The 15409-nt window shown below is 41.4% G+C and carries 10 protein-coding genes and 1 tRNA gene; 10 read left to right on the forward strand and 1 reads right to left on the reverse strand.

Translation table 11 applies throughout. The features are described 5' to 3' along the window. Window positions 1-34: 34 nt before the first annotated feature. The 7 genes from V2H41_RS05160 (at window position 35) to V2H41_RS05190 (ending at window position 12229) form a co-directional block, all read left to right on the forward strand. A complete protein-coding gene (locus V2H41_RS05160) occupies window positions 35-1600 on the forward strand; it encodes a glycoside hydrolase family 43 protein (protein ID WP_330974064.1) in 1566 nt (521 codons plus the stop codon). Window positions 1601-2065: 465 nt separating this feature from the next. Then, entirely contained in the window at window positions 2066-5143 is a 3078-nt protein-coding gene (locus V2H41_RS05165; protein ID WP_330974065.1) for a SusC/RagA family TonB-linked outer membrane protein, read from the forward strand. 18 nt (window positions 5144-5161) lie between these two features. After that, window positions 5162-6508, forward strand: a complete 1347-nt coding sequence (locus V2H41_RS05170; protein ID WP_330974066.1) for a RagB/SusD family nutrient uptake outer membrane protein — start codon at window positions 5162-5164, stop codon at window positions 6506-6508. Between the two features lie 28 nt (window positions 6509-6536). Beyond that, on the forward strand, window positions 6537-7853 hold the full coding sequence (locus V2H41_RS05175; protein WP_330974067.1) for a DoxX family protein: 1317 nt from the start codon (window positions 6537-6539) through the stop codon (window positions 7851-7853). 24 nt (window positions 7854-7877) lie between these two features. Beyond that, window positions 7878-9506, forward strand: a complete 1629-nt coding sequence (locus V2H41_RS05180; RefSeq protein ID WP_330974068.1) for a hypothetical protein — start codon at window positions 7878-7880, stop codon at window positions 9504-9506. Window positions 9507-9521: 15 nt separating this feature from the next. Further along, entirely contained in the window at window positions 9522-10964 is a 1443-nt protein-coding gene (locus tag V2H41_RS05185; protein ID WP_330974069.1) for a phytoene desaturase family protein, read from the forward strand. Further along, the gene (locus V2H41_RS05190) at window positions 10964-12229 is read left to right on the forward strand and encodes a YeiH family protein (protein WP_330974070.1); all 1266 of its coding nucleotides are present in this window, start codon (window positions 10964-10966) and stop codon (window positions 12227-12229) included. Before V2H41_RS05185 ends, V2H41_RS05190 begins: the two co-directional genes overlap by 1 nt. A gap of 200 nt (window positions 12230-12429) precedes the next feature. Here the strand turns inward: V2H41_RS05190 and V2H41_RS05195 are convergent. Then, a tRNA-Pro gene (locus V2H41_RS05195) sits at window positions 12430-12507 on the reverse strand. Between the two features lie 134 nt (window positions 12508-12641). Between V2H41_RS05195 and V2H41_RS05200 the strand changes: the two genes are divergently transcribed. Genes V2H41_RS05200 through V2H41_RS05210 form a run of 3 tightly spaced genes read left to right on the forward strand, consistent with a single transcriptional unit; the run spans window position 12642 to window position 15401 of the window. Beyond that, window positions 12642-13904, forward strand: coding sequence for a dihydroorotase (locus V2H41_RS05200; RefSeq protein ID WP_330974071.1), 1263 nt, complete (start codon window positions 12642-12644; stop codon window positions 13902-13904). Between the two features lie 6 nt (window positions 13905-13910). Beyond that, window positions 13911-14402, forward strand: coding sequence for a DUF4199 domain-containing protein (locus V2H41_RS05205; protein WP_330974072.1), 492 nt, complete (start codon window positions 13911-13913; stop codon window positions 14400-14402). Window positions 14403-14456: 54 nt separating this feature from the next. Further along, window positions 14457-15401: a glycosyltransferase family 2 protein gene (locus V2H41_RS05210; RefSeq protein WP_330974073.1), complete on the forward strand. Its 945-nt coding sequence runs from the start codon at window positions 14457-14459 to the stop codon at window positions 15399-15401. Window positions 15402-15409: the final 8 nt, after the last annotated feature.

Raw genomic sequence — 15409 nt, forward strand, 5'->3', positions numbered from 1 at the left:
GTAAATCAATTATTCTAATTGTAAAAAGAAATAGATGAAAAAAATTCTCCTTTACAGTTTATGGATGCTGGTGAGTTTGTGCCTTTATGCTCAAGAAAAGGCGCGGAACCCGATAATATTTGCTGATGTGCCCGATATGTCCATTATTCGCGTAGGTAAGAATTATTATATGAGTAGCACTACCATGCACATGAGTCCGGGAGTTCCTATAATGAAGTCTACTGACTTGGTAAACTGGAAACTTATTGGTTATTGTTATGATACTTTGAATAAAGTGGGTGTGGATGCACTTAATCTTGATAATGGGCAAAGCACTTATGGCAGGGGGTCATGGGCAAGTTGCATTCGTTATCATAAAGGCATGTATTACGTGACCACATTTGCCCAAACTACAGGCAAAACTTATGTATATAGAACCCGGGATATTGAGAAAGGTACGTGGGAAGCTACGTCCTTTAAACCTATGATGCATGATCATACCTTATTTTTTGATGATGATGGTAAGATATATATGATTTATGGTGGTGGCAAATTGAGGATCGTTGAATTAAAAGATGACCTTAGTGGTGTGAAAGAAGGAACCGATAGGGTATTGATTGAAAATGCTTCTCTACCCGCAATTCCTGAAGGGAAGCGGGGAGGGTTGCCTGCGGAAGGTTCTCAATTGTTTAAGGTAAATGGAAAGTATTATTTGTTTAATATAGCTTGGCCTGCGGGTGGACAACGGACAGTGATTATTCATCGGGCTGATAAGATTACAGGACCCTGGGAAGGACGAATCGGTTTGCAGGATAAAGGTGTTGCTCAAGGAGGATTGATTGATACGCCGGATGGTCGCTGGTTTGCGTATTTGTTCCAAGATCATGGTGCGGTAGGACGAATTCCCTATATGGTACCTGTTCGCTGGGAGGATGGCTGGCCGGTTCTGGGTGATGAAGATGGCAAGGTCCCTATGACACTTGATTTGCCACCTAGCAAAGGCTTGATTCCGGGTATTGTAGCTTCTGATGAGTTCTCGCGGAAGAAGAAGGATCGCTCTTTACCATTGGTATGGCAGTGGAATCATAATCCGGATAATTCATTATGGTCGGTAACAGCTCGCAAAGGCTATCTGCGACTTATTACGGGAAGAGTGGATGAGGATTTTCAGCTGGCAAAGAATACTTTAACACAACGCACGATAGGCCCTGTTTCATCAGCAACTACATCGGTGGATGTTTCAAATATGAAGGATGGCGATTTTGCAGGTTTGTGTTTATTGCAAAAGAATTACGGTCAGGTAGGGGTGAAGGTTGAGGGAAATGCAAAATATATCGTGATGGTAAATGCTTCTTCTGGAAAACCCGAAGAAGTAGCTAAAGTGCCACTTGCGCAAAATGTTGTTTACTTTAAAGCATCGTGCGATTTTACCAACAGACGTGATGTGGCTGATTTCTTCTATAGCCTTGATGGTAAAACTTGGAATCCCATAGGTAGCCAACTAAAAATGGCTTATACTATCCCACATTTTATGGGATATCGTTTCGGCTTATTTAACTATGCTACTAAGCAGCCCGGAGGTTTTGTGGATTTCGATTACTTCCGCATTGAAGCGAAATAATTAAGCTTTCTAAAGATCTGCTTTTCCGTAGCGCATCTTATTGAGTATACAATATTGCTCTTACCGAAATATATTAAATGGGAAGAGCAATATTTTTTATAAAAAAATAGTCTATTAATTTGGTAGACTAATGAAGGTGTGTTAATTTTGCGTTTCTCTTAGGAAAGTGTTATAAAATATTAACCATGAAAGTTAATCCAATTGTCCTCTTTAATTGCATGCATGGGCATCTGATGATGCGTCGATGTCCCGCTTAGGTGTGGACTATACATAATTACATATCATGAAGGAAAGGGTGTAAATCCTTTCAAAACTGGTTTCCTTAATAATTAATCTGCCTTAAAACAAAAACGACCGATATCGGTGGGACGATACCGGTCTGAGAAAAATTAAGGCTTTTGCTTGGATGTACACAACCGGAAACCAGTTGTGGAGCCTTATTTTTTTAACCTTAATGCAAAATTAATGAAAAGATTAATTTGTTTTGTTTTATCTCTTACATTTATAACTTCTTATTATAATTATACTCAAGCCCAAGAACAACCAAAGCCTACTGTTAACGCTGTTTTAGAAGGAAAGGTATACGATTCTACAACACGACGTCCGATATCGGATGCCTCTATTCAGATTAAAGGAGTTACTAACGGTACTGTAAGTAATCAGCAAGGAGCATTCACTTTATATACAGGACAAAAGTTCCCCTTTACTATAGTTGTGACAGTTGTGGGCTATGAGCCCAAAGAAATTGTTGCTACAGGATCTCCGGTAGATGTGTATTTAAAACCGGTAGTGAATCAACTGGAGGATGTAGTTGTAGTGGGGTATGATACTAGAAGAAAGAAAGATATTATAGGAGCGCAAGCACATGTAAAGGCTGCAGAAGTAAATCATCTTCCTGTTGCCAGTATGGACGCACAGCTGCAGGGAAAAGCTGCAGGATTGCAGGTTAATTCACAAAATGGAATTCCCGGAGATGCAGTAGTGGTGCGTGTTCGCGGGGCTGCAACTATTAATGCTAGTGCCGATCCGTTATATATAATCGATGGTGTATTTGTCAATAATCAAAGTCTTTCTACCCTGGATCTAGGAGGAAAAGCCACTTCTCCACTGGCCGATATCAATCCTGCTGACATAGAAAGTATAGAAGTACTTAAAGATGCTAGTGCTACTGCTATTTACGGTTCGCGTGGTGCCAATGGAGTAATCATTATTACTACCAAACAGGGATCCTACAATCAAAAGCCCAAGATTTCTTTTGAAGCATTGGTAGGTACTGCATGGGCTGATAAAAGCAGACTATGGAAACTGGTTACCGGTCCTGAACATGCAGAACTAGTGAATGAGCAGTGGATTAATTCGGGTATCGATAATCCGGCTTTGAATCGGACATATGCCAACCGTCCATTTCGTCCGGTATCGGAGGGGGGACGTGGGTTGCCCGAAGAACAGCCCACATACGACAGAATAACACCGTTGTTCAGACACGCATTGCTGCAATCGTATAATATGTCTTATCAGGGCGGAAACAATAATACACGTTATTATTATGGTGTAGACTACACTTCGCAAGAAGCAGCGCTTAAGAAAGCAGATTTTCAGCGTGGTAGTTTTAGAGTAAATCTGGATAGCAGATTGAATAAAGTGCTAACAGTAGGTACTCGAAATACTGTTTCCGTTTCTCATAGAAATCATGTTAGGGCGGGCACCGGACCTACAGGTGGTATTTTCCAAGCTTCTATTCATACACCTACTTATCAGCCTATTTTTAATCCTGATGGCACTCCTTTCCGCCAAGCATTCGAAAATTATACCGTGCTTTTGTCCGATGATGTACAACAACAAACCAAATCCTTGCGCTATATCGGAAATCTGTATGGTGAACTGTCTTTTGGAAAGTATGTTAGGTTTAGAACCAGCTGGAGTGCTGATTTTAATCTCTACGATGAATCGGAGTATAACTCAGAAAGAACTACAATAGGTAGCGCAGTAGGAGGCGAGGCTATATCTTCCATTACACAAAATCTTACTTGGATAAATGAACAAACATTATCGTTCAGGAGGTCCTACAATAAATTACATAATGTATCCGTACTGGTAGGTAATACTATTCAAAGTAATGTGTTGCAAAATACAAGGGCAAGAGGAACAGGGTTTCCTAATAGTTCTTACAGAAAAATTGGTGCGGCTAGTATTACAACTTCCAATCAAAGATGGAGTAAGTCTAACTTGGTATCATTTTTCTCTCGTCTTGATTACAGCTTTGATGATAAGTATTATTTGGAACTGTCTGTTAGAGCGGATGGTTCTTCAAAATTTGGAAAGAATAACCGATGGGGACATTTCCCTTCTATTGGTTTGGCATGGCGTGCTAAAAACGAAAAGTTCCTGTCGGATGCTGATGCTATTAGTGATTTGAAGCTTCGTGCAAGTTATGGTGTGTTAGGAAATCAGAATGGTATCAGTGATTTTGCTGCACGTGGATTATGGTCTGGTGGTGCCGGTTATTACAACACTGCTGGCGGCGCCCAACAGCCAGGCACCGCGCCTTTTCAGTTAAGTAATCCTGATCTCCGCTGGGAAAAAACCAATCAGATAGATGCAGGTTTAGATATAGCTTTCTTTGATAATCGTTTGGCGCTGACAGCGGATGCTTATTACAAATACACTACAGATCTCTTGCTTCCATTGCAGATTCCCGCTATTACAGGTTTTTCTCAGTATTATTCAAATAGCGGAGAAATTAGTAATAAAGGAATTGAGCTTTCGTTGTCTTCTATAAATATCAATAAACCTCATCTAACATGGCAGACTCAATTTAACATTACCCGTAACTGGAATAAGATTGAAAAACTACCAACTCCTTTGGTGTATGGTTCGAGAGATTTGATAAGAAACGAAGAGGGGTATCCACTGTATTCCTTTTGGATGTATAAACAGTTGTATGTAGATCCGCAAACCGGAGATGCTGTTTTCGAGGATGTGAATGGAGACGGCGTTATTACAATAGCCGATAGACAAATAGTAGGTAATGCAAGCCCGAAATTTTTTGGCGGCCTCACTAACGAAGTGAAGTTTAAATCTTTCGACCTGAACGTATTCTTTACTTATCAGTTTGGCAACAAAGTGGTCAGCTTCGATAGAATGCTGATGGAAGGTGGTGGTACGAAGGATGCGGGGCGTTCCATTCTAGCATATAATTTACGTCGCTGGCAAAAGCCGGGTGATATTACAGATGTGCCCCGTGTAACCAGCGTGGGAAATAACTACGGCATTGAACAAAACAGTCGTTTTCTAGAAGATGGGTCATTTGTTCGTTTAAAATCGCTGACTTTGGGTTATACATTCCCTCGTGAAATTATTTCCCGTATTGGGCTGAGTGCACTGCGTGTATATGTGTTGGGCTCGAACTTATGGCTACATACAAAACATATTGGGCCCGATCCTGAGTCTGTTCATACGAACGAGCAAAATGCAAGGGGGATTGATGTAGGTACTCCTCCTCAGCCTATTTCTGTTCAGTTTGGAATCAATGTAACTCTTTAAGTATAAAAATTAAACTTCATGAAAGCGAAATATATATATCAGATTGTATTGATACCGTTCTTGGGTGCATTATTGTCATGCAGTAAATTTTTGAATGTAGAACCCAAGGACAACACCTCCGATGCTGTTACGATTGTAGATGAAACCTCAGCTAATACAGCTTTGAATGGTGTGTATGAGGCATTAGCTAGTGCTGGTTATTATGGACAAATATTTCAATTTACTACGTACTTACGTGGGGGCGATCTGGAGTGGGGCGATTCACGTACAGTAAATCGAGAGTTTATTCAGCGCGATGTACGCGCGGATAATGAAGAAGTGAATAACGTATGGGTGGCTATTTACAGAACCATCAACAGGGCTAATCATGTTATCAAAAAAGTTCCCGCGCTTCCTGATGACGTTATTAATGATACTAAAAGAGATCAGATAACTGGTGAAGCATATTTTATTCGCGCGTTGGCTTACTTCGATTTGGCACGTGTTTGGGGTGGTGTACAGTTGATTTTGGAGCCCACCGAATCGCTGGATGCTAGTAAAGGTATTCCGCGTAGTAGTTTGCAAGATACCTATGCTCAGGTGTTAAGCGATTTAAATGAAGCAGAGCAGCGTCTTCCGGAAACGACCAACAGAGTGCGCGCTACTAAAAAGACCGTGTGGGCCTTAAAAGCACGTTATTACTTATACCAACAACAATGGGCTGAGGCAGAAAATTATGCGACAAAGCTTATTGATGATTCGCAATACGAGCTTATCAAACCTTATAGCAGTTGGTTTGCCAACAATGTAGTGGGTACCCGTGAATCTATCCTTGAAACCACTTACAATGCTGCCAATCCTAATAACCATCGCACTGCTTGGCAACCTCCGGCCAACGGTGGAGTGAGAAGATGGTATCCCAGCGATGCATTTATACAACAGATTACCGATCCCGCTATTGGCGGTGGTCGAAAAGCCTTGGTGGCTCAATCGAATGATGGTTCATGGTATGGGAATCTTTACTACAGAACTCCGGCGGTAGATCCTTCTTACATTCTGCGTATTGCAGAAATGTACCTGATTAGGGCAGAAGCTAGAGCACATCAGGCGGGCAAGCGTAGTTTGGCTCTGGCGGATTTAAATGCAGTGAGGGATAGGGCAGAACTGCTGCCACTTGCTTTATCAGACGAGCAGGAATTATTATTGGCGATAGAAAAGGAAAAGCATTATGAGTTTGCTTTTGAGCCGCATTACTGGTTTGATCTCGTGCGCACCGGGAGAGTAGGTGCTGTATTGAACGTTACGGATCCGAACAAATATGTACTTCCTATTCCTATTGCTCAGTTATTAGTAGATCCTGCGTTAACCCCGAATCCGGGATATTAATCAATCTTTAATCCTAAAATCAAAAGCTATGTCTCCTGCAAGTAATCAGTGGTCCACTACAACCCAATGGCTGTTTAGATTTTTCTTTATCTATTTTTTGCTTCAGGTGCTGCCACTGGACTATAAGTTTTACAAAGATGTATTTGCTATTCGTTTAGGAGCGATTTATTACGGAGATATTTTTAGACTGGCTCATTATTATCCTGAGTTTATATCGTCGAGTCCTTTGTATAACTGGTTTCTTATTGTTGCCTTATCAGTAATCGGAGCAATCGTTTGGTCTGCTATCGATAAACAAGCCAAAGAATATGCTCAGCTTTATTACTGGTTGCGTGTGTTACTGAGGTATCGACTGGCATTTGCTCTGACTGCTTATGCATTTATTAAAATCTTCCCGTTACAATCGCCTTTTCCTACTCTCAGTCAACTCAATACACAGTATGGTGAATTTACTACTTGGCAGTTGTTTTCCGTAAGTTTAGGAGCCGCCCCGTTGTATCAAATTTTCTTGGGTTGGGTAGAGTTGGTGGCTGCTGTGTTATTGCTTTGGCGGCGTACAACGGCTATAGGCGCTTTTATTGTTTTATTGTTTACGGGAAATGTATTGTTCTCTAATCTGGCTTATGAAGGTGGAGAGGTTGGCTACTCATTGTTCTTAGTGCTACTGGCGTTGGTGTTGTTTGCTTATGATGCTCAAAGGATCTTTAATGTGGTGGTGTGGGGAAGGAAGGCTATTGCAGATCGTTTTCTCCCCATCATAAAACCACAATTTAAAGTTTGGCGATGGGTGTTGAAAGGTGTTTTCATCTTTTTTATCTTGATATTTTACGGATTTAAAACCTATCAGGGGTATAAAAAGAACCCACATAATATACCCATTGCAAAAGGTCTGCCCGATGTAGCCGGTGTATACAATGTAGCCCATTTCAGTATTAATAATGATACGCTGCCTTATAATAGTTTGGACCCGATTCGTTGGCAACAGGTGGTATTTGAAGAATGGGCTACGTTGAGTATTAAGTCTAATCGAGATGTTATCATTGATTCCAATAACGTTGAGCAGGTAAGTCCTATAGATTGGGATAAAAAATATGAATCGCAGGGAACCATCAGACGTCATTTTTATGCCTACACAGTAGACAGTATACAGCAATTATTGCACTTGCACAATAAAAATGCACATTATCCTGCCGATACTTTTACATTGCATTACGCACGACCGGATACTAATACGATAATCTTGCAGGGCAGGATTAACAATACTGATTCTATATATACTGTGCTTACAAAAATTCCTAAAAAATATCTGCTAATTGAAGGCCGACGCAAGCCACAAACACTTTAATTACTCACCTTATTATAACATGCTATGGCAAACGTATTAACTGACTTACAAACTTCGCCTGCTACAGATGCTAATGGGAGCACCCATACGGGGTCTCTTGCAGACGCCAATAAGTATCCCTATATATGGAGCCCGCTTCAGAAAACAGCGTTCAGAATTGTTTTTGTTTTCTTTATTATTATGTGTATTCCGGGTTCTGCAAGTTGGTATAAAACGGTTTTCAATATCGACTGGACACACTTACATTATCGTGATTTATATGATGTCGCCCGTTTCAACCCCATAAGGATCTGGACGGTTCGAAGTGAAAGCGGAAGATGGGGGCTGGCATCATGGTCTAATTGGGTCGCTATCCTCGGCATTGCTATTGTAATAGGTCTAATATGGGGGTGGGTTGATAATAAGAGAAAAAGCTACAATATTGCCTATTACTGGCTTCAGGCCATTGTAAGATATCGAGCAGGCATTGGTATTATTGGATTTGGATTCACCAAATTATTTCCGGTACAGATGCCTTATCCTTCCATTAGCCTGCTCAACAATAATTTTGGGGATCTTACCGGGCACAAGGTATTCTGGCTTTCGATAGGTATCGTACCTTGGTATCAGGTTTTTACGGGAGTTGTGGAAGTCGCGGCGGGGGCTTTTCTATTGTTTCGAAAAACAACCGCCTTTGGTGCAGCTTTGCTAATTGGGGCTTTGGCTTCTATTACGGTTGTAAATTTGGGATATGATGGAGGTGTACATGTGTATGCTTCTTACTTTGTGCTGTTGGGCTCTTTTGTACTAGCTTATTACATTCCACGTGTTTACAGACTGCTTATTCTGAAGCAGGATGTAACGCCTATTGATATAGTTCCAAATTTTTCAGAAAAATGGCAACGTTGGTTAAGGATAGGCATTAAAAGTCTGCTAGTATTTTTGTTTTTGATTGTACTTTTCTACTTGCAGTGGATGAACTATCTCTACGATCCTTATAAGCAGCCCTCTTCACCGGGGGTAAAGACACTGCGCGGCTATTATCATGTTAAGGAATTTAAAATTAACGATCGCATCATCCCCGAGGATCCTACCGATACTACGCGCTGGCAAGAAGTAATATTTGAAAAATGGAGTACATTAGCATATAAACAGAACCGCAAGGTGCCGTTGGAGCTTTCAAATGGTGGGGGTGGTCCCATGAAGGATATCAATAAAACGTTTGAAGTGTCCGGTGTTGCTGGCGGGCGACGTGTGTTTCATTATCTAGCCGATACAGTGAATCAGGTTTTATATCTACAAGATAAAAATATCATGACGGCCAAGAAGAAGATTCATTCTCGAGGGGGAGGTGATGATATTGTCAATCCGGCATATGTAGTGAAAGATTCCTCTAAATTTTGGATTCCTATTGAGGCATTGCGTAATATCGGGGATGAAAATAAGACTATTCACCCTAGAGCTTCCTCCACACGCAGAAATAGGGTATTTGGTGTAGGGCTCGTAGATGAAGGAAGACAAAAGATGATATTGTCTTATCAAACTGAGGATGGGGGCAAGCGTGTGTACCTGCGCGGGATTAATGAAGATAAAGATTCCATATTTGTAGTACTGGATCGGGTAGACCGTAAGTATGCGGTGTCGGAAAGTACGCTCAGTGCTGGTAGTTATTAGAGTGATTGAACAACAATGAATAAATCGTTCGATGCAATTGTAGTGGGATCGGGGCCCAACGGCTTGGCTGCAGCTATTACGCTGCAAATGGCTGGTGTAGAGGTGTTGCTGATAGAAGGGCAGCATGAAGTAGGGGGAGGCTTGAGAACCAAGGAGCTCACACTGCCGGGTTTTTTGCATGATGTATGTTCGGCTGTGCACCCCATGGCTATTCATTCGCCTTTTTTTGCTGCACTTCCTTTAGAACAGTTCGGATTACGTTATCTACATTCTCCTGTTACACTTGCACATCCTTTTAGTGCCACGGAGGCTGCCGGTATTGTTGCCTCTTTGGAAGATACAGCAGCATCTTTTGGAGCCGATAAGCAGGCTTACCTTGATTTAATCGGGTCGGTGGTAGAACGCTGGCCACGTATTATTAATGATTTATTACGACCACTGCGATTTCCCAAGGATCCTTTCGCTCTAGCAGGATTTGGTTTGAAGGCCTTACAGCCTGCTTCGCAAATTGTAAAGCGATTTGCTACGCGCGAAGCTAGAGGCATATGGGCAGGCATGGCCGGACATTCCATTCGATCCTTGGATGGCTGGGCCACAGCATCCATAGGGCTGGTACTGAATGCGGCAGCCCATATTAAAGGTTGGCCTGTGCCGGCGGGAGGTTCGCAAAGTATTGCTAAAGCCTTGAGCGACTATTTTGTGTCACTAGGGGGTGTTATTGAAACGGGCACGATGGTAGAGCGGATTGAAGAGCTACCTCCTGCAAAAGCTTTTGTTTTTGATGTGACACCGCGTCAGCTGTTGCGTATTGCAGGACATCGCTTCTCCTCTTTTTATCGCTGGCAGTTGGAGCGGTTTCGCTACGGTATGGGCGTTTTCAAAATAGATTGGGCGTTGCGCGCACCGATTCCTTTTGGGGCAACATTGTGCAGGCAAGCCGCTACTTTGCATTTGGGAGGTACTTTTGAAGAGATTAGTTTTTCTGAAAAGCAAAATGAAATGGGGCATGCTGTTTCAAAGCCTTTTGTTTTGTTGGCGCAGCAAAGTATTGTGGATCCGCAACGGGCTCCTGATGGGCAGCATACGGCTTGGGCTTATTGTCATGTTCCGCATGGCTCCAACCAGGATATGACTGCTGCGATAGAGAATCAGGTAGAAAGATTTGCACCCGGTTTTAAGGAACTAATTTTGGCTAGACATACGATGAATGCACGCCAGATGGAATCGTACAATCCTAATTATGTGGGTGGGGATATCGGCGGCGGTATTATTAACTTATCACAATTGTATACGCGGCCTTCTTTTCGTTTAACGCCCTATCGTACTTCGGATAAACAAATTTTTATATCTTCCTCCTCCACTCCGCCGGGTGGAGGTGTACATGGCATGTGTGGTTATCATGCTGCAAGAACAGTATTGAAAGATATTTTTCATAAAAAAGATAATCTTGATTTATAATGACAGAAACAATTAAGCGCAGGTTTTTACTTACAGAAGATTGGTCAGCAGTTGTGCTGGGATTTGCTATTATTATTCTTACGATTGCAGGTTTAGGTCTGCCGTCTCCGTCATTTAAGTGGCAAAATGCAAGTGATTTAGCTCAAGCAGTTTTTGCTGCAGTAAATCTCAAAAACATTTTGCTCTACTTTTTATTTTTTTATGCTTTTGCGCTCTTAGGCGCTCGCATCACCGGTAAAGATATATCGGGTGTGGCGAAAAGTTTTCCTGTAGTTTATGTACTGACGTTGCTGGCTTCCTTAGCGGGTGGTTTTGAAGGCATTAAATCCTTAAATCTGGAAACAGTAATCTTTTGTTTGTTTTTGGGGTTGATTGTGCGGAATTTTATTAAATTACCTGAGTGGTTTTCTGAGTCATTGTCTTCTGAATTCTTTGTGAAAATAGGATTGGTATTGCTGGGAATCAGTGTTATTTTTTCTGATATTCTTAAGGCCGGTTCCTTGGGGTTGATTCAGTCATTGCTGGTAGTATTATCAGTATGGTATTTCTCCTTCTGGCTTTGTAAGAAGATGAAGGTAGATAATGAGCTCACCATGATGCTGTCCAGTGCAGTATCCATATGCGGCGTTTCGGCAGCTATAGCAACATCCGGTGCCATTAAAGGCGACCCGAAGAAATTATCAGTAGTTGTATCGCTGGTATTGATAACCGCTGTACCGATGATGATATTTATGCCGTGGATAGCTCATCAGTTAGGACTGAGTGAGGAAATAACCGGAGCCTGGTTGGGAGGAACCATTGATACAACAGGTGCCGTGGTGGCTTCTGGCACATTGGTAGGTGAAACGGCTTTGAAGATAAGTACTATTGTAAAATTTTCTCAGAATGTATTGTTGGGCATTGCAGCATTTGCCATATCTGTGTATTGGTCTTATACCAAGAAAGAGGTAGAGCAGGAGCAAAAACCTACTTTAAAAGTGATCTGGGAGCGCTTCCCCAAGTTCGTATTGGGATTTGTAATTGTATCTCTTGTATTCTCTTTTCTGGTAGCGCCCGATATTACCGAAAGCATTAAACCTCAGTTAAAAAATATTCAAGGATTTTGGTTTTCATTAGCTTTTACCTGTATTGGCCTTGAAACCAGCTTTAAGGATATTTTCGGCAAGCAAAACAGAAAGCCTTTATTAGCCTTCTTAGGTGCTCAGGGTTTTAATATTATTATTACGCTAGTAATTGCATATTTGTTGTTTGGATATTTTAAATAATAGGTATTCTAAAAGTGACCATAGATATCTCTTCGATATGCATAGCTTCCATTTAAGGGGCTGTCGCAGAATCTTAAGAAGGATTTGTTAAATAAAGTTTTAAATAATAATCTTCGACAAAGCCAACTCAAAAAATTAGTGATGTACACTCTGTACTAAACAAAAAAGCCATGATCATAAAATCATGGCTTTTAATATGTTGGTCGGGATGACTAGATTCGAACTAGCGACCACACGCCCCCCAGACGTGTACTCTAACCGGACTGAGCTACATCCCGATCCCTACTCGAGGGTAACTCGAGCGGGGAGCAAATTTATAAAAAAAAGTTCAAAAAAAACAATAATTACTTCTTTTTAAATTCAAAATCCGAAATCATGTTTATATCTTACTGTTGCTTATCTTCGCAACTTAATGAACCTTATCATTAAGCAAGCAAAAATTGTAGATCCCACTTCTTCTCATCATGGGAAGGTTATTGATATTCATATCTCAAACGGGAGAATTATTTCCATTGGTAAAAATTTGAAGGCAAAAGGGGCGAGGGAAGTTGCGATGCCTCAGTTGCATGTATCGCCCGGCTGGGTAGATATTTTTGCCGATTTTGCCGATCCGGGTTTTGAGTTTCGCGAAACAATCAGCAGCGGTGCTAAGGCAGCAGCAGCCGGAGGGTTTACTACCGTATGCGTAATGCCCAATACAAACCCCGTAGTGGATCAAAAAGCGGTTGTGGAATATATCATACAAAAAGCCAAGGGACTGCCGGTTACCGTATTGCCATTGGGAAGTATTACCCGTAATGCGGAAGGTAAGGAACTGGCCGAGATGTATGATATGAAATTGAGTGGAGCGGTAGCCTTTACCGATGGTAAAAACCCCGTGCAGTCTTCTGGGTTGTTGGTAAAAGCGTTGCAGTATATCAAATCCTTCAATGGTGTAATCATTCAGGTACCCGATGACAGAAGCATTAATCCTCACGGAGTAGTGAATGAGGGCATTACTTCAACGCAAATGGGGCTTCCCGGGCGACCCGATATCGCTGAGGAAATTGCCGTAGCAGGCAATATCAAGTTAGCAGCTTATGCGGAGTCGGGTTTGCATTTTACTGGTGTGAGTACGGAGGCTTCTTTAAAGCTGATTAAGGATGCCAAACAGAAAAAACTGGATATTACTTGTTCTGTAACGCCTTATCATCTGGTCTTCTGTGATGAGGATATTACCACTTACGATACCAATCTAAAAGTAAATCCGCCGTTGCGCAATAAAAAAGACCGTAAGGCTTTGCAGAAAGCGGTTGGGGAGGGATTGGTTGATTGTATCGCATCGCATCACATTCCGCAAGACAAAGATCATAAAATTGTGGAGTTTGAATATGCAAAGAACGGAATGCTCTCTTTACAAACAGTATATGCAGCACTCAATACCACACTGCCCGATGTGACACAGGAACGTTGGATAGAGCTGTTGGCTATCAATCCGCGGAAAATATTAAATCTGGATATTCCTTCCATTGAAGAAGGTAATATTGCTTCCATCACTTTATTCAATCCGCAAGAGGAGTGGGTATTAGATCAGGGAGCAGTGTTGTCTATCAGTAAAAATACTCCCTTTATAGGTAAAGCCTTCAAAGGCAAACCTCTGGGTATTTATCACAATAATCAGCTTGTATTAAACTAAGAGAGATTGAAATTGAATGCTACTATAAAAGGTTTGATCACAGGTGTGCTGATGGTGGTACTGGGGCTAATATTATCTGTAATGGATGATAATAAGGCAACGGTATTACAGTATGCAGGTACATTTATTTATGGGTTAGGTATTGTGTGGAGTGTAATGTCTTTTGCATCAGCCACAGGAATTTCGCAATTTGGAATATTATTTCAGCAGGGGTTCAGATGTTTTGTAATGGCTACGCTAGTACTGGCTATTTACACATTTGTTTACTGGAAAACAAATCCCGAGAAAATCGATCAAATAATAGAAGCTTCCAAAGTGGAACGTCTTCAAACTGCCCAACATAGAACCCCTCAAGAAATAGAAATAGAAGCCCAGCAAACGAGAAAATATTTTATTCCTATCAGTATATCCGGACAGATATTCTCCAATTTGCTAGTAGGGGCGGTAGTTACTATGGTTGTTTCTGGTGTATTGTATTTGAGAGGTAGTACTAAATAACCCTAATGCAGCGCTATTGATTTCAAAATTTATCTTTGCGTAACAAATAATAAAATGGATTTGTCAATTGTTATACCGTTATTGAATGAAGAAGAATCGCTACCGGAATTAACGGAGTGGATCGAGCGCGTCATGCGGGATAACAATTTTTCTTACGAAATACTGTTTGTGGATGACGGTAGTACCGATGATTCGTGGGAAGTGATTCAGAAGCTGCGTGCCCAAAACAGTAATATAAAAGGTATCAAGTTTCAACGTAATTACGGCAAGTCAGCAGCGTTGAACGAGGCTTTTAGAGTAGCCGAAGGAGATGTAGTGATTACGATGGATGCAGACCTTCAAGATAGTCCTGATGAAATCCCCGAATTGCGCCGTATGATTGTTGAGGATGGATATGATCTGGTGAGTGGGTGGAAGAAAAAACGCTATGACAATACACTGACTAAAAATATCCCTTCTAAGTTTTTTAATGCCGTTACGCGCCGCGTTTCAAAAATCAAGCTCCATGATTTTAACTGTGGTCTTAAGGCATATAAAAAGAAAGTGGTGAAGAGCATAGAGGTTTACGGCGAAATGCATCGCTACATACCTGTTATTGCTAAGTGGGCCGGATTTAGAAGGATTGGTGAGAAGGTAGTGGAACATCGTAAGCGTAAGTATGGCGTGACGAAGTTTGGTTGGGACCGCTTTGTAAATGGTTTTCTAGACCTAATGTCCATCACCTTTGTGGGCAAGTTCTCCAAAAGACCTATGCACTTTTTTGGGCTGATAGGATTGGTCTTTTTTCTTGTAGGATTCATCACATCGCTTATTCTTATTATTTCAAAAATTTCCTTTGCAGACTATACCGTTACAAACAGGCCTGCTTTTTATATAGCACTCACATCCATTATTATTGGTGTACAGCTCTTTCTGGCTGGTTTTTTAAGCGAACTCATTTCCCGTAATGCTCCCGGCAGAAATTCCTATCTGATAGAAGAAAAAATCGGGCTATATTGATTTTAACT

The organism is Niabella digestorum (assembly GCF_036409055.1).
GTDB classification, from domain to species: Bacteria; Bacteroidota; Bacteroidia; order Chitinophagales; family Chitinophagaceae; genus Niabella; species Niabella composti.